A 23,480-nucleotide genomic window follows, 5' to 3' on the forward strand; every position below is an offset into this window, starting at 1 on the left:
GGAGTCGAACGTGAGCCGTGCAAACCGTCCGCGTGTCGTTGTCGTGGGAGCCGGATTCGCCGGGTTCGAGGCCGCCCGTACGCTCTGCCGGAGCGTACGGGACAAGGCCGAGGTCGTCCTGCTCAACCCGACCGACTACTTCCTCTACCTCCCGCTCCTGCCGCAGGTGGCCGCCGGGATCCTGGAGCCCCGCCGGGTGACCGTCTCCCTGCCGGGGGCGCTGCCCCGGGTACGGGTCGTACTCGGCGAGGCGGACCACGTCGACCTGACGGAACGGGTCGTTCGGTACTCCGGCCCCGAGGGCGAGACCGGCGAGCTGACCTACGACCGGCTCGTCCTCGCCGTCGGCAGCGTCAACAAACTGCTGCCGGTCCCCGGCGTCGCCGAGTACGCCCACGGCTTCCGGGGCCTGCCCGAGGCCCTCTACCTGCGCGACCACGTCACCCGCCAGATAGAACTCGCCGCCGCCGACGACAGCGCCGTGAGCAGGGCGCGCACCACCTTCGTCGTGGTCGGCGCGGGCTACACCGGCACCGAGGTCGCCGCCCACGGCAAGCTCTACACCGACGCCCTGGTCCGCAAACAGCCCGGCCGCGAGCGGCGGCCCGCCCCACGCTGGCTGCTCGTCGACATCGCGCCCAGGATCCTGCCCGAACTGGACCACAGGCTCTCCGAGACCGCCCACCGCGTACTGCGCGGGCGGGGCGTGGACATCCGCACCGGCACGTCCGTCACGGAGGCCACACCGAGGGGTGTCCAGCTCGACGACGGGGAGTTCGTGGAGACACGGACCCTCGTCTGGTGCGTCGGCGTGCGGCCCGACCCGCTGGTCAGCGAGGTCGGACTGCCCGTCGAACGCGGCAGGCTGCGGGTCGACCCGCGGCTGGGCGTCCCCGGTCACCCCGAGGTCTTCGCGTGCGGCGACGCCGCCGCCGTACCCGATCTGACCAGGCCGGGCCAGTGCACCCCGATGACCGCGCAGCACGCGTCCCGCCAGGGCAGGGTGGCGGGCCACAACGTGGCCGCGTCCCTCGGCCACGGGGAGACGCGCACGTACTCCCACCACGACCTCGGCTTCCTCGTCGATCTCGGCGGGGTCAAGGCCGCCGCCAACCCGCTCGGCGTGCCGCTCTCCGGCCCGCTCGCGGGAGCGGTCACCCGCGGCTACCATCTGGCGGCCATGCCGGGGAACCGGGTCCGCGTCGCGGCGGACTGGATACTGGACGCGGTACTGCCCCGGCAGGGCGTGCAACTCGGACTCGTACGCTCCTACACCGTGCCGCTCGACACCGCGTCCCCCGAACTGGCGAGGGTCCCCGGCGGACCTCGTAAGGAGTGACCCCATGGCGAAGGACTCCCTGACGTCCCAGGAGATCGAGGACCGGCTCAAGGCGCTGCCCGAGTGGTCCGTCGAGGACGGCAAGATCGCCCGGAGCTACCGGCTCGCCGACCACTTCGCGGCGGCGGCGATGGTCCTGCACGTCGCGCGGATCCAGGAGGAGCTGAACCACCACTCCGATCTCACCCTCGGCTACAACACCGTCGACCTGGCCGTGAACTCGCACGACGTCGGCGGGATCACGGACCGCGACTTCGACCTGGCCGCCCGGGTCGAGGAGATCGCGCCCACGCACGGCGCGAGCTGAGACACGGTCTCCGGCCGTTCACAAGGCGCCTCTGATCTGGCCGGTACGGACGCACTCGCCGGACTTCTCGACGGACCCCGGGCGCGAGGGGCCTTCCTGCCGCGCATGGTGATGGAACCGCCGTGGTCCGGACGGATCGAGGACCGCGCCCCGATCTGTCTGATGTGCGTCACACGCGGCGAGGCATGGCTCGTCCACGACTCGGGCACCGAGCCCGTCGTCCCGCGCCCCGGCGACATCCGGATCGTGCGGGGCCCGGAGGCGTACACCGTCACCGACGTCCCCGGCCGTACGCCGCACGCCCTGATCGGTCCCGGCGCCCGGCGGCACCTGCCACACCCTGCGCGGCGAACCGCTCGCCCAGTCCACGAAGCTCGGCGAGCGCGGCCTTCAAGCGGGTACGGGGCATCAGCCCGCAGGAACACCGCACGGGGAAACCGGAGTCGGCGACCGGGGGAAAGCCCTAGGGGCGTTCGGGTGCCGCCCCGAGTGACGTGACATCGGGCCGCCGGGAACGTTCGAGCATGAACCTGACGAACACCAAGCGCCCGGGTACCAGTGTGCTGTTCGCGGCGGCGCCCGCGCTCTTCCTCGGCGGCTGGCTGCTGATGCGGCCGATCGACGGCCGGTCCGAGCCGGGCGGCTGGTGGACGGCCGCCCACGCGGTGTGGCTGGCGGGGTTCGTCCTCTTCGCCGCGATGAGCCTGCGCTTCCGTGAGATCAGCGGGGCGCGGACCACGGGGCAGCGGATCGCGCTGGCCGCGAGCGTCGGGATCGTGCTGCTCAGCGCGCTGGCGAACATCGTCCAGCTCGCCATCGACCTCGTCGGCGGCTTCACCTCGGCGAACAGCGCCGAACTCAAGGACGCCTTCGCCGGGGTGAAGGACATTCCCGGCGCCGAGACGGTCGTCTACGGCATCGGTGCGCAGGTGATCTTCGTCGGCCTCGTCGTCTTCGCGGTCCTGGCCGCGGTGGTACGGCGCGGTACGCCCGCGTCGGCCGCGCTGGTGACCGCCGGGACGGTGGTGATGGCGGTCGGCATGGGCTTCGGCCGCAACCACTGGAGCGTGCCCGCGGGCATGATCTGCCTCCTCGTGGGGCTGACGCTGCTCGGGCGTGAGCTGGATGGGCACGGGGGGAGCGTGGCGCGCGGGTCGCGCCTGTCCTCGGTCGCCGGACGGACCGCGAACGCGGCCTGTCCGGCGACCGAGGTCGGACCGGCCGCCGGACGGACCGCGAAGAACCACCGGGTCCGTCCGGCGGCTGAGGACAACGCGGGTGCTCAGCCGTCGTAGGTGTCCGGGTCGAAGCCCAGGCGGGTGCCGGAGTCCAGCGCCGCGAGCGCCGCCAGGTCCTCCGCGTCCAGTTCGAAGCCGGACAGCTCGAAGTTCTCCTTGATCCGGGACGGCGTCACGGACTTCGGGATCACCACGTTGCCCAGCTGAAGGTGCCAGCGCAGCACGATCTGCGCCGCCGTCCGCCCGTGCTTGTGGGCGATCGCCAGCACCGTGGGGACTTCGAGCAGTCCCTTGCCGGAGCCGAGCGGCGACCACGCTTCCGTCACGATGCCGTGTTCCGCGTTGACCGCGCGGACCTCGTCCTGCTGGAACAGCGGGTGCAGCTCAACCTGGTTGACCGCGGGTACCACCGACGTCTCGTCCAGCAGCCGCCGCAGGTGCGCGGGCTGGAAGTTGGACACACCGATCGCCCTGGCCCGGCCGGTCGCGGCGATCTCCTCGAACGCGCGCCAGATCGTGAGGTAGTCGTCGCGCACGGCGCGCGGCCAGTGGATCAGATACAGGTCGACATGGTCGAGACCGAGCTTCGACAGGGACGTGTCGAACGCGCGCAGGACACCGTCCCGCGTCCAGGTCTCCTGCTTGCCGTTCCACAACTTGGTGGTGACGAAGAGGTCTTCGCGGGCGATCCCGCAGGCGCCGATCGCCTTGCCCGTGCCCTCTTCGTTCCCGTAGATCGCCGCTGTGTCGATGCTGCGGTAGCCGGCCTCCAGGGCCGTACCGACCGACCGTGTCGCCTCGTCGTCGGGGACCTGCCAGACACCGAACCCCAGTTGGGGCATTTCGACGCCGTTGTTGAGGGTGAGGGTGAGGGTGGGGACCTTACTCACGTGCGGTCGATCCTTACGTCGTCGGTTGCTTCTCAGGGGCCCCAACGAACAGGGGCGCGCCCGCATTCCCGCGTTCCCACTCGTCGGCCGTTCCACTCGTCAGCGGTAGAGCGCGTCCACCTCGATCGTGTACGCCGTCTCGATCGCCTTGCGCTTCAGCTTCAGCGACGGTGTCAGCAGCCCGTGCTCCTCGCTGAAGGGATGCGCCAGGATCCGGAACGTACGGATCGACTCGGCCTGTGACACGAGCGTGTTGGCCGCCACCACCGCGCGCCGGACCTCCAGCTCCAGATCCGGGTCGCGCACCAGGTCCACCGGCCGCAGCGGCGGCTTGCCCCGCATCGCGAGCCAGTGGTCCACGGCCTCCTGGTCGACGGTGACCAGCGCGGCGATGTACGGACGGTCGTTGCCGACCACGATGCACTGCGCGACCAGCGGGTGGGCCCGTACGCGTTCCTCCAGGCCGGCCGGCGACACGCTCTTGCCGCCCGACGTCACCAGGATCTCCTTCTTCCGCCCGGTGATGGTCAGATAGCCGTCCTCGTCGAGCGCTCCGAGGTCGCCCGTGGCGAGCCAGCCGTCCCGCAGGACGGCGTCGGTGGCCTTCGGGTCGTTCAGATAGCCGGCGAAGACGTGCTCGCCGTGCAGCCACACCTCGCCGTCCTTCGCGATGTGCACCGTCGTCCCCGGAATGGGCTGGCCGACCGTCCCGTACCGGGTCCGCTCCGGCGGGTTGGCCGTGGCCGCCGCGCTGGACTCCGTCAGGCCGTACCCCTCGAAGACCGTGACGCCGGCGCCCTCGAAGAACAGGCCGAGCTGCCGGTCCATGCCCGAGCCGCCCGACATCGCGTGCCGCACCCGGCCGCCCATCGCGGCGCGCACCTTGGAGTACACGGCCTTCTCGAAGAACTGGTGCTGGATCCGCAGCGCCGCCGACGGGCCCGGGCCGATCCCGAACGCCTTGTGCTCCATCGCCTCCGCGTGCTTGACCGCCACGTCAACGGCCTTGTCGAAGGCGCCCGTCCTCCCCTCGCGCTCCGCCTTGCGGCGTGCGGCGTGGAAGATCTTCTCGAAGATGTAGGGCACGGCGAGGATGAAGCTCGGCCGGAACGCGGCCAGATCCGGCAGCAGTTCGTTCGCCCGCATCACCGGCTGGTGGCCGAGCTTGACCCGGCCCCGGATCGCGGCGACCTCGACCATGCGGCCGAAGACGTGCGCGAGGGGCAGGAAGAGGAGTGTCGACGCCTCGTCACCGCGCTTGGAGTGGAAGACCGGCTCCCAGCGGGCGATCATCGTGTCCGTCTCGAACACGAAGTTCGCGTGCGTGATCACACAGCCCTTGGGGCGGCCGGTGGTGCCCGAGGTGTAGATGACGGTGGCCGTCGAGTCGGGTGTCACCGCGCGGCGGTGCCGGTGCACCACGTCGTCGTCGATGTCGGCGCCGGCGGCGTTCAGTTCGGCGACCGCGCCCGCGTCGAGCTGCCACAGCCGCTTGAGCCGGGGGAGCCGGTCGATCACCGAGCCGACGGTCATCGCGTGGTCCTCGTGCTCGACCACGCAGGCGGACACCTCGGCGTCGTACAGCATCCAGAAGACCTGCTCGGCGGATGACGTCGGATAGACCGGCACGGAGTGGGCGCCGACCGACCACAGCGCGAAGTCGAAGACCGTCCACTCGTACCGGGTGCGGCACATGATCGCGACACGGTCACCGAACCGGACGCCGTGTGCCAGCAATCCCTTCGCCAGGGCCAGCACCTCGTCGCGGAACTCGGCCGAACTCACGTCCCGCCAGATGTCGTCGGGGCCCTTGCGGCCGAGCGCGACACGGTCGGGATCGGCCAGGGCGTGATCGAATACGGCGTCCGCCAGCCCGCCCACATGGGGCGCAGACGCCATGGGTCGGACAGTGAACTCGCGCAATGACCTGCTCCTTGTGGCGCTCCGCACGGCGCCGTGACGGTACCCCAAGGGGAGGTTCGGCGGGAGGGAGCGGACGGAAGTGGTGTCTTGCCGTATCGCACCAGGTCAGAGGCGTGGAAGGGGTTCCGGGGAGAGTTGCCGGGCGAGCTTCTGACCGTAGAGTAAGTGCGCTTGGGGGGAATCTCCACCGAATCTGTACGGTGCGCTTACGGTCCCCTCCGGGCGGGGCGGACTTGGCCTGTACCAGCGCCTCGGCGTGGCGGGTTCTCGCCGGTCGCGGATGTGGTGCGTGAGCCGTGAGTGGCGCGCGTCAGCGCGCGCCGGCGGGGCGGTGCAGCCGGTCGCCGCCCGCCAGGATGGCGGCGGCGAGCGCCTCCGCCGGGCTCCGGTCGGCCCCTCCCGGGGCGCCCGCCCGCCGCCCGTGCCCGCGCCTTCCGTGCAGCAGCACGAAGTCCACATCGCCCAGCTCCGGCAGCCCCGCGCGGGCCGGCACCGGCACCAGACCCGGCGGGATCAGACCACGGGTGTGGGCCATCACGCCGAGCCCCGCGCGGGCCGCCGCGACCAGCCCGCTCAGGCTCGCGCTCGTACAGGCGATGCGCCACGCCCGGCCGTCCGCCTCCAGCACCTCCAGCGCGCGGGCGCGCGTGATGCCGGGCGCGGGGAACAGGATCAGCGGCACCGGACGCTCGGGGTCGATCCGCAGCCGCGGCGCCCCGATCCAGGTCAGCGTGGACTGCCACACCAGCTCGCCGTGCGTGTCGCCGCCCCGGCGCTTGGCCAGCACCAGATCCAGCTCGCCGGCCGCCAGCCGCTCGTGGAGCGTGCCGGAGAGTTCGACGGTCAGCTCCAGATCGACCTCGGGGTGGTCGGTGCGGAACGACTCCAGGATCTCGGGCAGCCGCGTCAGGACGAAGTCCTCGGACGCGCCGAAGCGGAGCCTGCCCCGCAGCCGGGTCCCGGAGAAGTACGCCGCCGCCCGCTCGTGGGCCGCGAGGATCGTACGGGCGAAGCCGAGCATGGCCTCGCCGTCCTCGGTCAGCTCCACGCTGTGCGTGTCCCGCGTGAAGAGCTGCCGGTCCCCGGCCGCCGCCTCCAGCCGCCGTACGTGCTGGCTGACCGTCGACTGCCGTACGTCCAGCCGCCGGGCGGCCTGCGTGAAGCTCAGGGTCTGTGCCACGGCCAGAAAGGTGCGGAGCTGGGCGGGGTCGTACATGCGGACCAGGGTAGCTCCCGTCATCGCGGAACGTGATGACAGTCAGAGCCGTATGCGGGATTCCCGATCAAGCTCGGAGCCTGGACGATGGAGAGCGCGCGATCCGTCCCGGAACCCGGACAAGATCCAGAGCACGGCAAGAACCAGTGGAGCACATGAACCGCCGCACACCGTCCCCCCGTCCGCGCCCCTTCCGCCGTCGCCGGGCCCCTTCCCCGTCCCCGGCCGCGCCGTCCCCCCGTTCGGGGTGGCGCAGGTTCGCGCGTCTGCCGGTCGACCCGTACATCCTCGCCCTCCTCGGCACGGTCGCCCTCGCGGCGCTGCTGCCCGCGTCAGGTACCACGGCGGACGTGGCCGGCGGGGCGACGACCGGCGCGGTCGCGCTTCTGTTCTTCCTGTACGGCGCCCGGCTCTCCACCCGTGAGGCGCTGGACGGTCTCAAGAGCTGGCGGCTCCATCTGACCGTCCTGGCCTGCACGTTCCTGGTGTTTCCGCTGCTGGGGCTGGCCGCGCGCGGGCTCGTGCCCTTCGCCCTGACACCGGAGCTCTACAGCGGGCTGCTCTTCCTGTGCCTGGTGCCCTCGACGATCCAGTCGTCCATCGCCTTCACCTCCATGGCACGCGGCAATGTGCCGGCGGCGATCTGCGCGGGGTCCTTCTCCAGCATCGCGGGCATCGTGGTGACACCGCTGCTCGCCGCCCTGCTGCTCGGCGGCGGCGCCAACGGGTTCTCGCCCGACTCACTGCTGCGGATCGTGGCGCAGCTGCTGCTGCCCTTCGTGGCGGGGCAGTTGCTGCGCCGCTGGGTCGGCGGATTCCTCACCCGGCACCGCACGCTGCTGGGCCGGGTGGACCGCGGATCGATCCTGCTGGTCGTCTACACGGCCTTCAGCCAGGGCATGGTGGCCGGTGTCTGGAACCGCGTGACTCCGGGGCGGCTCGGCGCGCTGTTCGCGGTCGAGGTAGTGCTGCTCGCGACGATGCTGACGGTCAGCTGGTACGGGGCGCGCCGACTGGGCTTCGACAGGGCGGACCGGGTGGCGATCCAGTTCGCCGGGTCGAAGAAGAGCCTCGCGGCCGGTCTGCCGATGGCGAGCGTGCTGTTCGGCGCGCAGGCCAGCCTCGCGGTGCTGCCGCTGATGCTGTTCCACATGCTGCAACTGGTGGTCTGCGCGATGATCGCGAAGCGCCGCTCACGCGACCCCCTGCCCGCCGAAACCCTGTCCGACGCCCCATCCACGGACCGGCCTACCCCCGTGCGGGCGTCGACACCGACTCAGAGCGCCCCGGAGGCGAACCGAGCTGAACGTGCGGGCCTGAACAGCGGGCGAAGACTGCGGCGAGTGAGCCGAAGGGGCGCGGCGGTGTCGAGAGGGAGAGCGCGCGGAGGCCCCGAGGGACGAGGGGGTGAGCACGGTCGACCGTCGATGTCGGCTTGAGGCGTCTTCGAGGTGAACCGAGCTGAACGTGCGGGCCTGAACAGCGGGCGAAGACTGCGGCGAGTGAGCCGAAGGGGCGCGGCGGTGTCGAGAGGGAGAGCGCGCGGAGGCCCCGAGGGACGAGGGGGTGAGCACGGTCGACCGTCGACACCGACTCAGAGCGCCCCGGAGGCGAACCGAGCCCAAAAACAAAAGGGGGAGGGACCCCGGCCGGCGCAGGGGGCGCTCCCCGCCGGCCGGGGCCTTGTCCCGTGTATCCCGTGCCGCGGCAGCGCGTCACACTTCGCTGTGGAGAGCGACGCGCTCGTCGCCGGCATACACGTTCATGGAGGGGCCGCGGAGGAAGCCGACCAGGGTCAGCCCGGCCTCCGCGGCGAGGTCGACGGCGAGTGACGACGGTGCGGAGACCGCCGCCAGGACCGGGATACCGGCCATCACCGCCTTCTGGGCGAGTTCGAAGGACGCTCTGCCCGACACGAGCAGGATCACCCGTGACAGGGGCAGCAGACCCTGCTGGAGTGCCCGGCCGACGAGTTTGTCGACCGCGTTGTGGCGGCCCACGTCCTCCCGGATGTCGAGGAGTTCTCCGTCCTCGGAGAACAGGGCCGCCGCGTGCAGACCCCCGGTCCGGTCGAAGACCCGCTGTGCCTCCCGCAACCGGTCGGGGAGGACGGAAAGCAGAGCCGGTTCGACGCGGACCGGGGGAGTGTCGGCGATCGGGAAGCGCGCCGTGGTGCGTACGGCGTCGAGGCTGGCCTTGCCGCACAGGCCGCACGAGGACGTGGTGTAGACGTTGCGTTCCAGCGTGATGTCCGGCACCGGGACACCGGGTGCGAGCTGGACGTCCACCACGTTGTACGTGTTCCTGCCGTCGTCCGTCGCTCCCGCGCAGTACACGATCGACCGGACGTCGTCGGCCGAGCCGAGTACGCCCTCGCTGACCAGGAATCCGGCGGCGAGCGCGAAGTCGTCGCCCGGGGTGCGCATGGTGATGGCGAGCGGCTTGCCGTTCAGCCGGATCTCCATCGGCTCCTCGGCGACCAGGGTGTCCGGGCGGGTGGTGACAGCCCCGTCCCTGATGCGGATGGTGCGGCGGCGCTCGGTGACGCGTCCCACGGTGATCCTCCCCTTCCTCGCTCGATCCGACTCCGCCGGTGCCGGTGCCGGTGCTCGTCCCGGTGCCGTTACCCGCGCTGTTGCGCGTGCTGGTAACCGAAGCGGCCCTTGATGCACAGGTTGCCGTGGGTCACCGGGTTGTCGTGCGGTGAGGTGACCTTGACGATCTCATTCTCCTGCACGTGCAGGGTGAGGTTGCAGCCGACGCCGCAGTACGCGCAGATCGTCGTGGTCTCCGTCTGCGCCGACTCGTCCCAGGTGCCCGCCTCGCGCATGTCGAACTCGGACTTGAAGCTGAGCGCGCCCGTCGGACAGACCTCGATGCAGTTGCCGCAGTAGACACACGCCGACTCGGGCAGCGCCACGGCGTGCTCGGTGGAGATACGGGCGTCGAAGCCGCGCCCGGCGACGGAGATGGCGAAGGTGTTCTGCCACTGGTCGCCGCACGCGTCCACACACTTGTAGCAGAGGATGCATTTGTCGAGGTCCCGGACGTAGAGATCGTTGTCGATCTTCGGCGTCTCGTTGACACGGGCCGCGTCGGGCCCGAACCGGTCGGGCTTGGCCTCGTACTCCTTGATCCACTCGGCCGCGCGGGGTGTCGTGGACAGGTCGGTCGACGACGCGAGCAGTTCCAGGACCACCTTGCGGCTGGTCCGGGCGCGCTCGGAGTCCGTGCTGACCTTCATCCCCGCCTCCGCCCGGCGTGAGCACGCGGGCGCCAGCGTACGGGCGCCCTCGACCTCCACGACGCAGACCCGGCACGCGTTCTTCGGCGTGAGCGTGTCGCCCTCGCAGAGCGTCGGGATGTCCTTGCCGGCGGCCCGGCAGGCGTCCAGGATCGTGGAGCCCTCGGGGACCCGGGTGGGCTCGCCGTCGAGTGTGAACTCCAGCAGACGGCGCGGCAGTTGAAGAGGAACAACGGTCACTTGAAAGCCCCCAGACGGTCGATGGCGGATTCGACGGCGTTCCACGCGGTCTGTCCGAGACCGCAGATGGAGGCGTCGCGCATGGTCTGACCGACTTCGCGCAGCAGCGCGACGTCGTCCGAGGCCGCGGCGCCCGTACGGTCCTTGATGCGGTGCAGCGCCTCCTCCTGGCGGACGGTGCCGACCCGGCAGGGCACGCACTGACCGCAGGACTCGTCGCGGAAGAACTCGGCGATGCGCAGCAGCGTCCTGGGCAGGCCGACGGTGTCGTCCATGACCAGGACCACGCCGGAGCCGAGGGTGGTGCCGGCGGCCCTGGTCCCCTCGAAGGTGAGCGGGATGTCCCGTTCGTCGGGCCGTACGAAACCGCCGGCCGCGCCGCCGAGCAGGATCGCCCTGATCTCGGTCGGTGTGCCCGCGAGATCGAGCAGTTCGCCGAGTGTGGCGCCGAACGGCAGCTCGTAGATGCCGGGCCGCTCGACGTTGCCCGAGACGCAGAAGAGTTTCGGCCCGGTGGAGTTCTCGGTGCCGATCGCCGCGTACGCCTCGGCGCCCGTCGTCAGGATGGGCAGCACGTTGATCAGTGTCTCGACGTTGTTGGCGGCCGTCGGCTTGCCGAACAGCCCCTTCTCCACCGGGAACGGCGGCTTGGAGCGCGGTTCGCCGCGGAAGCCCTCGATCGAGTTGAAGAGGGCCGTCTCCTCGCCGCAGATGTACGCGCCGGCGCCCCGGCGGATCTCGATGTCGAAGGCGTAACCCTGGCCGAGGACGTCGTCGCCCAGGAACCCGAGCAGCCGGGCCTGGGTGAGGGCGTTCTCCAGACGGTGCAGGGCGCGCGGGTACTCGCCGCGCAGATAGAGGTAGCCGACATGGGCGCCGGTGGCGTAACCGGCGATCGTCATGGCCTCGATCAGGGCGAACGGGTCGCCCTCCATGATCACCCGGTCCTTGAAGGTGCCGGGCTCCGATTCGTCGGCGTTGCAGACCAGATAGTGCGGCCGGTCGGGCTGGGACGCGGTGGCCTGCCATTTGCGCCCGGTGGGGAAGGCCGCGCCGCCCCGGCCGAGCAGTCCGGAGTCGGTGACCTCCCGGATCACCCCGGCCGGGCCGATGTCGAACGCCCGCCGCAGCGCGGCGTATCCGCCGTGCGACCGGTAGTCGTCGATGCTGAGCGGGTCGACGACCCCGACCCGTTGGAGCAGCAGCAGCCCCTCCTGCCCGGCCTGCGGCACCGCCAGGGCGGCCGACGGCTCCTCGGGGGCGTCCTCGGGAGCCGTGGCGGCGTCGACCAGCGTGTCGACCGTGGCGGGCGCGATGACGGCGAACGCCTGCCGCCGGGGGGCGGATTCGGCCGATGAGCCGTTGGCGTGCGCCCGCAGGGGCGTGACCACCGCCCCGTTCGGCGCGTCCGCCGTGCCGGGATCCGCCCGGACGGGGGTGACTCCGGCGTCGCCCGCCGTCCGGTCGGGCCCGGCCGGCTCGTTGGGACCGCCCGTCCGCGCCGGGGTACCGGCGTGCTTCAGCCGGGGGTCCCGCTGCGCGGGCACGGCGTCGGACGGGGTGCCCGCCTGCAACAGCAGCGCCGCCGGGGCCCGTTCGCACAGCCCGAGACAGGGGCTCGACTGCCATGTGACGCCGTCGGAGACCGAGCCCGCCGCCCCCATCCGTTCCTCCAGGTCCGCGCAGAGCTTCGCGGACCCGTTCCCCGCGCACGCCAGGTCGGTGCAGACGTGCAGCACCTTGGCGGGGCGGGGCTTGAGCGCGAACATCGCGTAGAACGTGGCCACGCCGTACGCCTCCGCCGGCGGCACCGTGAGCCGCCGGCACAGGTAGGCGAGCGCGCCCTCGCTGATCCAGCCCACGCGGTCGTTGACGGCGTGCAACCCCGGCAACAGCAGGTCGCGCCGCTCGCGTGCCTCGCGACCACCGCGGGCCCAGCGCAGATCCACGTCCGAGCGGTCCGCCGCGCCTTCCCACGCCGACGTCGCGGGACCGAGCAGCGAGTCGACCGCCGCGCGCTCCTCGTCCGTCGGTTCGCTGTCACCGAAGTGCAGGTCCACTGATTCTCAGCCCCTCACTGCTGTCGACGACATCTCTGTCACGTTGTCGGGCAACTTCTCGATCCGGATGGCCGAGGCCTTGAACTCGGCGGTGCCGGCGATCGGGCAGTTCGCCTCGATCGTCAGCTGGTTGGTGTCCACCTCGTCCGGGAAGTGCATGGTCATGAAGGCCAGTCCGGGACGCAGTCCGCGGTCGATCCACACCGGCGCCCGCACCGTGCCGCGTCGTGAGGAGATCTGGACCTCCTCGCCGACCTCGACCCCGTACATCCGCGCGTCCTCCGGGCACAGCTCCAGGTACTCGCCGCGGCGCAGCGGGGAGGCGAAACTCCCGCTCTGCACACCGGTGTTGTACGAGTCGAGCCGGCGCCCGGTGGTGAGCCTGATCGGGTACTGATCGTCCGTCAGGTCCACCGGCGGGTCGTGCTTCACGATGCCGAACGGGGCGAGCCTGCCGCGCTTGGCGGGGTCCGCGTCCCACAACCTGCCGTGCAGATAGGTGGGTTCGATCCGCTCGGTGTCGGGGCACGGCCACTGGATGCCCTGGTGCTCGGCCAGCCGGTCATACGTCATCCCGAAGTGGTCGGGGGACAGCGCGCGCAGCTCGTTCCAGACGGTCTCCGCGTCCGCGAACTTCCAGCTGTGCCCGAGGCGGCCCGCGATCTCGCAGATGATCCCGATGTCCTCGCGCGCCTCGCCCGGCGGGTCGAGCGCCTTGCGTACGCGCTGGACCCGGCGCTCGCTGTTGGTGGTGGTGCCGTCGGTCTCGCACCAGGCCGCGGTGGCGGGCAGGACCACGTCCGCCAGCTCGGCCGTCCTGGTGAGGAAGATGTCCTGCACCACGAGGAAGTCGAGCGCCTTCATCCTTGTCACGGCCTGCTCGCTGTCGGCCTCGGACTGCGCCGGGTTCTCACCGATGCAGTAGACGGCCCTGAGGTCGCCGGTCTCCATCGCCTCGAACATGTCGGTCAGGTTGAGGCCGTAGTGGGGCTGGACCACGGTGTCCCACGCGGTCTCGAACTTCTGCCGCACAGTCGGCTCCAGGATGTCCTGGAAGCCCGGCAGCCGGTTGGGGATGGCCCCCATGTCGCCGCCGCCCTGCACGTTGTTCTGGCCGCGCAGGGGCTGGACCCCGGAGCCGTACCGTCCGACGTGCCCGGTGAGCAGCGACAGGTTGATCAGCGCCCGGACGTTGTCCGTGCCGTTGTGGTGCTCGGTGATGCCGAGCGTCCAGCACAACTGGGCCCGCTCGGCGCGGGCGTAGGCGTGGGCGAGGTCGCGGATCGCCTCGGCGGGTACGCCCGTCACCTTCTCGGCCACGGTGAGGGTCCACGGCTCGACCTCGGCCGCGTACTCCTCGAAACCGGTGGTCGCCTGCTCGATGAACTGCTTGTTGTGCAGGCCCGCGTGGATGATCTCGCGGGCGACGGCGTGGGCGAGCGGGATGTCCGTGCCGACGTTGAGGCCCATCCAGCTCTCGGCCCATTCGGCCGTGCTGGTGCGGCGCGGGTCGACGGCGTACATCCGCGCGCCGTTCCTGATGCCGCGCAGGACGTGCTGGAAGAAGATCGGGTGCGCGAAGCGGGCGTTGGAGCCCCACATCACGATCAGATCGGTGTGCTCGACCTCCTCGTACGAGGAGGTGCCGCCGCCGGAACCGAAGGCCGCCGAGAGTCCGGCGACGCTCGGCGCGTGACAGGTCCGGTTGCAGGAGTCGACGTTGTTGGTGCCCATCACCACTCGCGCGAACTTCTGCGCGACGTAGTTCATCTCGTTCGTGGCACGGGCGCACGAGAACATGCCGAACGCGCCGCGTGCGGCGCCCAGTCCCTCGGCCGCCCGGTCAAGTGCCTCTTCCCAGGTCGCCCGCCGGAACGGGCCGCCCTTCTCGTCCCGCACCAGCGGGTATTCGAGCCTGGCATAGGTCTTCGGCGTGCGATCCCGCCTTCTTGCGCTGCTTTTCACGCTGCGCTCCCTCATGAGTCATGGCTTGTGGCCGCGCCATTGCATACAGTATCCCGATGGGCCGTGGGAAGTGGAAGCCTTGCGCATGGGTTTTGTGTGGGCCGGAAGTGCCAAGTCCCCCCGGCGGGCCGGTTCGTCCCCGGTCGCCGGACGGGCTCGATCGAGCCCGTCCGGCGACCGGGACTCCTGGATCTACGCGGCCGCGCCGCGGGCCAGCAGGTCGGAGATGGCGTCGACCGTGCGGAGCGTCGGCACCTCGATGTCGCACATGGCGGCCAGTTCGACGACCGCCGCGAGCAGCACGTCCAGCTCCATCGGCTTCCCCTTCTCCAGGTCCTGGAGGGTGGAGGTCCGGTGGTCGCCGACCCGTTCGGCGCCGGCCAGCCGGCGTTCGACGGAGATGTCGGGGTGGCAGCCGAGCGCCTCGGCGACCCGCAGCGTCTCCCTCATCATCAGTTCGATGACTTCCCGGGTGGTTCGGTGCAGACACATCTCCCGCATCGTGGCGCGGGTCAGCGCGCTGATCGGGTTGAAGGAGATGTTGCCGAGGAGTTTGATCCAGATCTCCTCGCGCAGTTCGGCCTCGACCGGACACTTGAGTCCGCCCGCCCGCATGGCCTCCCCGAACTCCTTGGTGCGTGGCGAGAGCGATCTGTCCGGCTCCCCGATGGAGAACCGGGTGCCTTCCAAGTGCCGTACGACGCCCGGCCCTTCCAGCTCCGTCGCCGCGTAGACGACACAGCCGATGGCGCGCTCCGGCGGCAGGACGGCGCTGACCGAGCCGCCGGGATCGACGCTCTCTATACGACGGCCGTCGTGCGGGCCGCCGTGCCGGTGGAAGTACCACCAGGGGATCCCGTTCTGGGCGGCGATGACCGCCGTGTGGTCCTGGAGCAGAGGCGCGATCAGCGGCCCGCACGCCGCGTACGAATTCGCCTTCAGGCCCAGGAACACATAGTCGACCGGCCCGATGTCGGCCGGCTGATCGGTGGCGTGCACCCGCGCGGTCCAATCGCCGCGCGGGCTGTACACCCGGACTCCGTGCTGCCTCATGGCCGCCAGATGCGGTCCACGGGCGATGAGATGGACTTCGGCGCCTGCGCGATCGAGCGCGGCACCGACATAGGCGCCGATCGCACCGGCACCGACGACTGCGACTTTCACCGTGGGGCTCTCCGTTCGCTTTGAGGGTGTTGAGAGAAGCGCGGAAAGGAGCACACTTTGCCGACGATATATTGTCTACAGTATGGAATAACTGCCGACAAGACTTCTGTCGTCGGCATACGGTCGACGTGAACAGCGGGTCAAAGATCTTCCCAAACGGTCGGGACGGTTCCTAGAGTTCGCGACCATGACCCCACCACTCGCCCCGGTCGGCTGGAGCCGCTGGCTGGTGCCCCCCGCAGCGCTCTCGGTGCACCTCTCGATCGGACAGGCCTACGCCTGGAGCGTGTTCAAGCCGCCCCTGGAATCCGCTCTCGGTCTCTCCGGAACCCAGAGCGCCCTCCCCTTCCAGCTGGGCATCGTGATGCTCGGACTGTCCGCCGCCTTCGGCGGCACCCTCGTCGAACGCAACGGCCCGCGCTGGGCGATGACCGTCGCACTCGTCTGCTTCTCGTCCGGCTTCCTGCTCTCCGCGCTCGGCGCCGCGACCGAGCAGTTCTGGCTGATCGTCTTCGGCTACGGCTTCGTCGGCGGCATCGGACTCGGCATCGGCTACATCTCGCCGGTCTCGACGCTGATCAAATGGTTCCCCGACCGGCCGGGCATGGCGACCGGCATCGCGATCATGGGCTTCGGCGGCGGCGCGCTCATCGCCTCGCCGTGGTCCGCGCAGATGCTGGAGTCGTTCGGCTCCACGAACGACGGCATCGCCAAGGCGTTCCTCGTACACGGCCTGGTCTACGCGGTGTTCATGCTGCTCGGTGTCCTGCTGATCCGCGTACCGCGCCCGGACGCGGCGCCGAAGGCGGCGGCGGCCCCCGCGTCGGCCCTGATCACCACCGCGCAGGTCTCCGCCAAGTCGGCCGTCCGCACACCGCAGTTCTGGCTGCTGTGGATCGTCCTCTGTATGAACGTCACCGCGGGCATCGGCATTCTTGAGAAGGCCGCCCCGATGATCACCGACTTCTTCGCCGACACCGACACGCCGGTCTCCGTCTCGGCCGCGGCCGGCTTCGTCGCGCTGCTCTCGGCGGCCAACATGGCGGGCCGTATCGGCTGGTCGTCCACCTCCGACCTGATCGGCCGGAAGAACACCTACCGCCTCTACCTGGGCGTCGGCGCCCTGATGTACCTGCTGATCGCGCAGTTCGGCGACGCGTCCAAACCGCTCTTCATCATCTGCGCGCTGGTCATCCTCTCGTTCTACGGAGGAGGCTTCGCCACCGTCCCCGCGTATCTCAAGGACCTGTTCGGCACCTACCAGGTGGGCGCGATCCACGGACGGCTGCTCACCGCGTGGTCGGCGGCCGGTGTCCTCGGCCCGCTCATCGTCAACCGGGTCGCCGACAGCCAGGAGGAGGCGGGCAAGAGCGGGCCCGGTCTGTACGGGCTCTCACTGACCATCATGATCGGGCTGCTCGTCGTCGGGTTCGTGGCCAACGAACTGGTCCGGCCCGTACACCCGCGCCACCACCGGCCCGCGGACTCCACCGCGTCCGCGACCGTCCCCGCGCCCGCGTCGGCGCCCGCGAACACCGCCGCCACGAAGCCGGAAGCACCGTCAGCAAGCACCGAAGGAGGCCCCCGATGACCACAGCACCGGAGAGCGGGAACGCGGTGCCCGGGTCCCGGCGGACCGCGCTGATCGTCTTCGCCTGGCTCTGGGTGGGCGTCCCCCTCGCGTACGGTCTGTATGAACTGGTCCGTAAGGCCACCCAGCTGTTCACCGGGTGATCCCTCCGGACGCCGCCGGATGATCCGGAGTCTCCAAGAGGAGGCGGGGAATCCTGTTGGGTCGCCTGCCCCCTTACTCGTGAGTCGCTGACGAGACTGGGGATCTCCTGACGTCGACCGAAGAGGGGGTCCCTGGCATGACCGGCACTCGTATCGCCGCGCTCGGGCACTATCAGCCCGCCAAGGTGCTCACCAACGACGACCTGGCGGGCATGGTCGACACCAGTGATGAGTGGATCAGGAGCCGTGTCGGCATCAAGACCCGGCACGTGGGCGGCCCCGACGAGCCCGTGGACGAGATGGCGGCGCACGCGGCGGCGAAGGCGCTCGCCGCCGCCGGTCTGACCCCCGCCGACATCGACCTGGTGCTGGTCGCCACGTCCACGGCGATCGACCGGTCGCCGAACATGGCGGCGCGCGTCGCCGCCCGGCTCTCCATGGGCTCACCGGCCGTGATGGACCTCAACGTGGTCTGCGCCGGCTTCACCCACGCGCTCGCCACGGCCGATCACGCCGTACGGGCGGGTGCGGCGACCCGCGCGCTGGTCATCGGCGCCGACAAGATGGCCGACATCGCCGACTGGACCGACCGCTCGACCTGCGTCCTCCTCGGTGACGGCGCCGGCGCGGCGGTCGTCGAGGCCGTCCGGCCGGGCGAGGAGGCGGCTATCGGCCCGGTGCTGTGGGGCTCGGTGCCCGAGATGGGCAACGCCGTACGGATCGAGGGAACCCCGCCGCGCTTCGCGCAGGAGGGCCAGTCCGTCTACCGGTGGGCCACCACCCAACTGCCGCCGATCGCCCGCAAGGTCTGTGAAAAGGCCGGTATCGCGCCCGAGGACCTGGCCGCCGTCGTACTGCACCAGGCGAACCTGCGCATCATCGAGCCCGTCGCCCAGAAGATCGGCGCGGTCAACGCGGTCATCGCCCGCGACGTCGTGGACTCCGGCAACACCTCGGCCGCGTCCATCCCGATGGCGCTGTCCAAGCTGGTGGAGCGCGGCGAGGTGGAATCCGGCGCTCCGGCGCTGCTTTTCGGCTTTGGCGGAAATCTCTCCTACGCCGGGCAGGTCATCCGCTGCCCCTGACCGCTACGGTTCTCGGTAGACTGTAGACGATAGCCAATCGTCGTGCCGTTGCCGTAGCCGGCCAGGATGGGGGACCGCATGTTGTCCGCAGGACTGCCACAGGGCTCCGTGCCCAAGCTCGAACGCCCCGGCCCGCTGCGCGAGCGCGTCTACGAGGCGCTGCTCGAACTGATCACCGTGCGCTCTCTGAGGCCCGGACAGCATCTGGTCGAGAGTGAACTCGCCGGTCATCTCGGGGTCTCCCGACAGCCGGTACGGGAGGCGCTCCAGCGCCTGAACACCGAGGGCTGGGTCGATCTCAGGCCCGCCCAGGGCGCGTTCGTCCACGAGCCGACCGAGGCGGAGGCGGACCAGCTGCTCTCGGTCCGTACGCTCCTGGAGGCCGAGGCCGCGAGGCTCGCCGCGGCGAACTCGGGCTCGGCGGGGATCGCGGCGCTGGAGGCGCTCTGCGCCAAGGGTGAGCAGTCGGTGGCCGACGACGACGTGGAGCTCACGGTCGCGACGAACGCGGCTTTCCACGCGAAGGTGATGGAACTGGCGGGCAACGTCGTCCTGGCGGAGCTGGCGGCCCAGGTGGACCGGCGGGTGCGCTGGTACTACGCGCCGGTGGCGCGGCAGCGCGGCAAGCAGTCCTGGATCGAGCACCGGGCCCTGATCGCGGCGATCTCCGCGCGGGACGAAGAGGCCGCGACGGCGGTCATGCGCTCCCACACGGAGCAGACGCGCACCACCTACCACCACCGCGGGGACGCCGCGGTCTGACCACTTCGCACGGGCGAGGGCGAGCCCGTACGATCAGTGACGAGGCGCCTCCGGCAGGACGCGGGGGCGCCTTCGTCATGCGCCGAGCGGGATGATCCACCAGCCTCCGAACCGCCCCCGGCGCCCTCGTCGAAGCCCCGTCCCCGCGGACGGTGAAACGTCTTTGTCCTGACTGTGGAGAAAGTTAGGAGCGATTCCTGCGCAACTTCTTCCCACTCGGGGAAAGCGCTGCTACGTTCCCCTCGAAAGCCTGTCGAAACGACAACCGACGTAGCGACGTAACACAGAGCCGAGAGGCGGGGAGGGGCGCGTGAGACGTATGACCGCACGACCCGCGAACGCTCATCAGGCGCGACTGCTCCGGCTCTTGCGTGACGGTGGTCCCAACTCCCGTGCCCAGCTCGGTGACCAGGTCGACCTCTCCCGCTCCAAGCTCGCCGTGGAAGTCGACCGGCTGCTGGAGACCGGGCTCGTCGTCGCCGACGGACTCGCCGCCTCGCGCGGTGGCCGCCGCTCCCACAACATCCGGCTCGCGCCCGCCCTCCGCTTCCTCGGGGTGGACATCGGCGCCACGTCCATAGACGTCGCCGTCACCAACGCCGAGCTCGAAGTCCTCGGCCACGTCAACCACCCGATGGACGTCCGCGAGGGCCCGGTCGCCGTCTTCGAGCAGGTGCTCGCGATGGCCGCCAAGCTCAAGGCCAGCGGACTCGCGGACGGCTACGACGGCGCCGGCATCGGCGTTCCGGGACCGGTCCGCTTCCCCGAGGGCGTGCCGGTCGCGCCGCCGATCATGCCCGGCTGGGACGGCTTCCCCGTGCGCGAGGCGCTCAGCCAGGACCTCGGCTGCCCCGTCATGGTCGACAACGACGTGAACCTGATGGCGATGGGGGAGCAGCACGCGGGCGTCGCACGCTCCGTGGGCGACTTCCTCTGCGTCAAGATCGGCACCGGTATCGGCTGCGGCATCGTCGTCGGCGGCGAGGTCTACCGCGGCACGACCGGCAGCGCGGGCGACATCGGCCACATCCGGGTCGAGCCCGACGGACGCGCCTGTGTCTGCGGCAACAGGGGTTGCCTGGAAGCCCACTTCAGCGGCGCCGCGCTGGCCAGGGACGCCGAGGACGCCGCCCGTACGGGCCGTTCCGCCGAACTCGCCTCGCGACTGGAGGCCGCCGGCCGGCTCACCGCCGCCGACGTCGCCGTGGCCGCCGCCGCCGGTGACCCCACCGCCCTCCACCTCATCCGCGAAGGCGGCAACCGGGTCGGCCAGGTCATCGCCGGGCTCGTCAGCTTCTTCAACCCGGGCCTCGTCGTGATCGGCGGCGGGGTGACCGGACTCGGCCACACCCTGCTGGCCAGCGTCCGCACCCAGGTCTACCGCCAGTCACTTCCGCTGGCCACCGGCAATCTCCCCATCGTTCTCGGGGAGTTGGGGCCGACCGCCGGAGTCACCGGCGCGGCCCGGCTCATCAGCGACCACCTCTTCTCCCCGGCCTGACACCGGCACCCCCGACGTCGGGCCGTACGGCACACGCTTCACCCGCACTACCGAAATAACAGCAAAAAAACCAACAAGAGCACCAACAAAGCATCACCGTTCACCGCACCACCCGCATCGCACCGCCCTGTTCCGCACGCCCGCACGCCCGCTCACCGGCCGCATCCGCCGAGGGGATACGCCATGGCACCAGCACCACCCGAAGGCAGCCTGCTCACCATGTCCGGCATCACCAAGCTGTTCCCGGGCGTCCGCGCCCTGGACGGCGTGGACCTGGAGGTCCAGGCAGGCGAAGTCCACTGTCTGCTCGGCCAGAACGGGGCCGGCAAATCCACACTCATCAAGGTGCTCGCCGGCGCGCACCAGCCCGACGACGGTGTCATCACCTGGCGCGGCGAAGAGGTCCAGCTGGGGTCACCCATCGCGGCGATGAAGCTCGGCATCGCGACCATCTACCAGGAACTCGACCTCGTCGAGGGCCTGTCGGTCGCCGAGAACATCTTCCTCGGCCACGAACCGACCACCGCCGGATTCATCGTCAAGGGCGGCGAGGCCAGGACCGCGGCCACCGCGCTGCTCGGGCGCCTCGGCCACCCCGAGATCCCGGCGGGCCGCCCCGTCGGTGAACTCTCCGCCGCGCACCAGCAGATCGTCTCCATGGCCCGCGCGCTCTCCCACGACGTACGCCTCATCGTGATGGACGAGCCGTCCGCGGCGCTCGACCCGGACGAGGTCGACAACCTCTTCCGTATCGTCGACACCCTCACCGCCGACGGGGTCGCCGTCATCTACATCTCCCACCGCCTGGAGGAGATCCGCCGGATCGGCGACCGCGTGACCGTCATCAAGGACGGCCGCACCGTCGCCGTGGGTCTGCCCGCGAAGGAGACCCCCACCAGCGAGGTCGTCTCGCTGATGACCGGCCGCGAGGTCGCGTACGTCTTCCCCGACCGCCCGTCGGTCGCCGACGCCCCGCACGGCGAGCCCGTGCTGCGGACCGAAGGACTCACCAGGGAAGGCGAGTTCGAACCCGTCGACCTCGAACTGCGCCCCGGCGAGATCGTCGGCCTCGCGGGTCTCGTCGGCTCCGGACGCTCCGAGATCCTGGAGACCGTCTTCGGCGCCCGCAAGCCCACCGGCGGCCGGGTACTGGTCGACGGCAAGGAGCTCAAGCCCGGCAGCGTCCGCGCCGCCGTACGCGCCGGACTCGGCCTCGCCCCCGAGGAGCGCAAGGCCCAGGCCCTGCTGCTCATCGAATCGGTCACCCGCAACGTGTCGGTGTCCTCGATGTCCCGCTTCTCGCGCGGCGGCTGGCTCGACAGCGCCGCCGAGCGCAAGGCGTCCAGGGCCGCGACCCAGGAACTCTCCCTGCGCCCCGACAACCCCGACGCGGTCATCCGCACCCTGTCGGGCGGCAACCAGCAGAAGGTCGTCCTGGCCCGCTGGCTGCTGCGCGGCTGCCGGGTGCTGCTCCTCGACGAACCCACCCGCGGTGTGGACGTCGGCGCCCGCGCCGAGCTCTACGCCGTGATCCGCCGGCTGGCCGACGACGGCCTCGCCGTACTTCTCGTCTCCAGCGAGGTCCCCGAGGTCCTTGGCCTCGCCGACCGGGTGCTGGTGCTCCGGGAGGGCCGTGTCGTCCATACGTCACCGGCCCAGGAGCTTGACGAGCACCGTGTACTCGACCTTGTGATGGAAGGGAGCCCGACGCCATGAACCAGCCTGCCTCTGAGGCGCAGCAGGGCGGGCCCGAGGCCGCACCCGCCGCCGACGCCGCAGCCGTGCCGCTGACCAAGCCCGCCGGAAAGACCCCGGGAGGTTCCGGGGGCCGGCCGCCGCTCGGACTGCGTCTGGATTTCCGTACGCTCTCGCTGCTCGGCGTGCTCGCCGCACTGATAGTCGTCGGCGGCATCACCAAGCCCGATCAGTTCCTGGACACCAGCAATCTCCAACTGGTGCTCACCCAGGCGTCGATCATCGGTGTCGTCACCGTCGGCATGACGTTCGTCATCACCAGCGGCGGCATCGACCTGTCGGTCGGCGCGATCGTGGCCCTGGCCTCCGTGTGGGCGACCACCCTGGCCACCCAGGAGTACGGCTTCGCCGGCATCCTGTTCACCGCGATCATCGTGGGTCTGGCCTGCGGTCTCGTCAACGGCGTACTGATCGCGTACGGCGGCATGGCGCCCTTCATCGCGACCCTCGCGATCATGGCGTCCGCCCGTGGTCTGGCCCTCCAGATCACCGACGGCAACACCCAGGTCGTCACGTTGAAGTCGGTCCTCGACCTCGGCTCCCGCGACTCCTACATCCTCGGTGTCCCGCCGCTCGTCATCATCTTCGCCGCGGTGACGGTCATCGGCTGGCTGCTGCTCAACCGCACCACCTTCGGCCGGCGCACCGTCGCGGTCGGCGGCAACGCCGAGGCGACCCGCCTCGCCGGCATCGACGTGCGCAGGCAGCGGCTCTACCTCTACCTGCTCTCCGGACTGTGCTGCGGTATCGCGGCCTTCATGCTGATCGTGCTGTCCGGCTCGGGTCAGAACACGAACGGAAACCTCTACGAACTCGACGCCATCGCGGCGGCGATCATCGGCGGCACGCTGCTCAGCGGCGGTCGCGGCACGATCGTCGGCTCCGTGCTCGGTGTCCTGATCTTCACCACCATCACCAACATCTTCGCTCTCAACAACCTGCAGAGCGACGTCCAGCAGATTGCCAAGGGCGCGATCATCGTCGCCGCCGTACTGGTCCAGCGCCGCACGGCGCGCAACGGTGAGGGCTGACCTCGTATCCCCGAGGCCCGATCTCG

The 23,480-nt window shown here is 70.6% G+C and carries 18 protein-coding genes and 2 pseudogenes; 12 read left to right on the forward strand and 8 right to left on the reverse strand.

Features of this window, described 5'->3' with window-relative positions:
- Positions 1-10 precede the first annotated feature (10 nt).
- From SSPS47_RS29395 to SSPS47_RS29410, 4 genes and pseudogenes are all read left to right on the forward strand, one after another.
- Complete coding sequence (locus SSPS47_RS29395; RefSeq protein WP_164253588.1) at positions 11-1,339, forward strand: NAD(P)/FAD-dependent oxidoreductase; 1,329 nt, start codon at positions 11-13, stop codon at positions 1,337-1,339.
- A 4-nt stretch (positions 1,340-1,343) separates the two neighbouring features.
- Complete coding sequence (locus SSPS47_RS29400; protein ID WP_147876420.1) at positions 1,344-1,646, forward strand: 4a-hydroxytetrahydrobiopterin dehydratase; 303 nt, start codon at positions 1,344-1,346, stop codon at positions 1,644-1,646.
- A gap of 105 nt (positions 1,647-1,751) precedes the next feature.
- Positions 1,752-2,013 (forward strand): annotated as a pseudogene (locus SSPS47_RS35690) (cupin domain-containing protein); the annotation flags it as partial.
- 157 nt (positions 2,014-2,170) lie between these two features.
- Complete coding sequence (locus SSPS47_RS29410) at positions 2,171-2,941, forward strand: hypothetical protein (RefSeq protein ID WP_164253589.1); 771 nt, start codon at positions 2,171-2,173, stop codon at positions 2,939-2,941.
- Here SSPS47_RS29410 and SSPS47_RS29415 read toward each other — a convergent pair.
- The 3 genes from SSPS47_RS29415 to SSPS47_RS29425 form a co-directional block, all read right to left on the reverse strand.
- A complete protein-coding gene (locus SSPS47_RS29415; protein ID WP_164253590.1) occupies positions 2,929-3,774 on the reverse strand; it encodes an aldo/keto reductase in 846 nt (281 codons plus the stop codon). The two genes, SSPS47_RS29410 and SSPS47_RS29415, sit on opposite strands and share 13 nt — an antisense overlap.
- Before the next feature lie 99 nt (positions 3,775-3,873).
- Positions 3,874-5,673 carry an AMP-dependent synthetase/ligase gene (locus SSPS47_RS29420; RefSeq protein WP_164253591.1) on the reverse strand — a complete coding sequence of 600 codons (1,800 nt, stop codon included), beginning with the start codon at positions 5,671-5,673 and terminating at the stop codon, positions 3,874-3,876.
- 334 nt (positions 5,674-6,007) lie between these two features.
- Entirely contained in the window at positions 6,008-6,922 is a 915-nt protein-coding gene (locus SSPS47_RS29425; RefSeq protein ID WP_203558120.1) for a LysR substrate-binding domain-containing protein, read from the reverse strand.
- Between the two features lie 257 nt (positions 6,923-7,179).
- On the opposite strand from SSPS47_RS29425, the pseudogene SSPS47_RS29430 reads away from it, so the two are divergent.
- A pseudogene (locus SSPS47_RS29430) lies at positions 7,180-8,118 on the forward strand (bile acid:sodium symporter family protein); the annotation flags it as partial.
- A 510-nt stretch (positions 8,119-8,628) separates the two neighbouring features.
- Here the strand turns inward: SSPS47_RS29430 and fdhD are convergent.
- The 5 genes from fdhD to SSPS47_RS29455 form a co-directional block, all read right to left on the reverse strand.
- The gene (gene fdhD / locus SSPS47_RS29435) at positions 8,629-9,468 is read right to left on the reverse strand and encodes a formate dehydrogenase accessory sulfurtransferase FdhD (protein ID WP_164253594.1); all 840 of its coding nucleotides are present in this window, start codon (positions 9,466-9,468) and stop codon (positions 8,629-8,631) included.
- Between the two features lie 68 nt (positions 9,469-9,536).
- Entirely contained in the window at positions 9,537-10,397 is an 861-nt protein-coding gene (locus SSPS47_RS29440; protein WP_078074238.1) for a 2Fe-2S iron-sulfur cluster-binding protein, read from the reverse strand.
- Positions 10,394-12,457, reverse strand: coding sequence for an NAD(P)H-dependent oxidoreductase subunit E (locus tag SSPS47_RS29445; protein ID WP_164253595.1), 2,064 nt, complete (start codon positions 12,455-12,457; stop codon positions 10,394-10,396). Before SSPS47_RS29445 ends, SSPS47_RS29440 begins: the two co-directional genes overlap by 4 nt.
- 6 nt (positions 12,458-12,463) lie before the next feature.
- Positions 12,464-14,437, reverse strand: coding sequence for a molybdopterin-dependent oxidoreductase (locus SSPS47_RS29450; protein WP_164253596.1), 1,974 nt, complete (start codon positions 14,435-14,437; stop codon positions 12,464-12,466).
- Positions 14,438-14,614: 177 nt separating this feature from the next.
- The gene (locus tag SSPS47_RS29455; RefSeq protein ID WP_147876410.1) at positions 14,615-15,586 is read right to left on the reverse strand and encodes a 2-dehydropantoate 2-reductase; all 972 of its coding nucleotides are present in this window, start codon (positions 15,584-15,586) and stop codon (positions 14,615-14,617) included.
- Positions 15,587-15,773: 187 nt separating this feature from the next.
- Here SSPS47_RS29455 and SSPS47_RS29460 point away from each other — a divergent pair, with 187 nt between their 5' ends.
- From SSPS47_RS29460 to SSPS47_RS29485, 7 genes are all read left to right on the forward strand, one after another.
- On the forward strand, positions 15,774-17,177 hold the full coding sequence (locus SSPS47_RS29460; RefSeq protein WP_164253597.1) for an OFA family MFS transporter: 1,404 nt from the start codon (positions 15,774-15,776) through the stop codon (positions 17,175-17,177).
- Positions 17,174-17,320 (forward strand): hypothetical protein, encoded by a 147-nt coding sequence (locus SSPS47_RS34950; RefSeq protein ID WP_187280225.1) that lies wholly within the window; start codon positions 17,174-17,176, stop codon positions 17,318-17,320. The genes SSPS47_RS29460 and SSPS47_RS34950 overlap by 4 nt, the downstream gene beginning before the upstream one ends.
- 137 nt (positions 17,321-17,457) lie before the next feature.
- The gene (locus SSPS47_RS29465; protein ID WP_164253598.1) at positions 17,458-18,405 is read left to right on the forward strand and encodes a beta-ketoacyl-ACP synthase III; all 948 of its coding nucleotides are present in this window, start codon (positions 17,458-17,460) and stop codon (positions 18,403-18,405) included.
- Between the two features lie 78 nt (positions 18,406-18,483).
- Positions 18,484-19,167: a GntR family transcriptional regulator gene (locus tag SSPS47_RS29470; protein ID WP_078074232.1), complete on the forward strand. Its 684-nt coding sequence runs from the start codon at positions 18,484-18,486 to the stop codon at positions 19,165-19,167.
- Between the two features lie 319 nt (positions 19,168-19,486).
- On the forward strand, positions 19,487-20,668 hold the full coding sequence (locus tag SSPS47_RS29475; RefSeq protein ID WP_147876407.1) for an ROK family transcriptional regulator: 1,182 nt from the start codon (positions 19,487-19,489) through the stop codon (positions 20,666-20,668).
- Positions 20,669-20,851: 183 nt separating this feature from the next.
- A complete protein-coding gene (locus SSPS47_RS29480; protein WP_164253599.1) occupies positions 20,852-22,384 on the forward strand; it encodes a sugar ABC transporter ATP-binding protein in 1,533 nt (510 codons plus the stop codon).
- Complete coding sequence (locus SSPS47_RS29485; RefSeq protein WP_164253600.1) at positions 22,381-23,454, forward strand: ABC transporter permease; 1,074 nt, start codon at positions 22,381-22,383, stop codon at positions 23,452-23,454. The genes SSPS47_RS29480 and SSPS47_RS29485 overlap by 4 nt, the downstream gene beginning before the upstream one ends.
- The last annotated feature ends 26 nt before the right edge of the window (positions 23,455-23,480 follow it).

Source organism: Streptomyces sp. S4.7, from assembly GCF_010384365.1.
Lineage (GTDB): Bacteria > Actinomycetota > Actinomycetes > Streptomycetales > Streptomycetaceae > Streptomyces.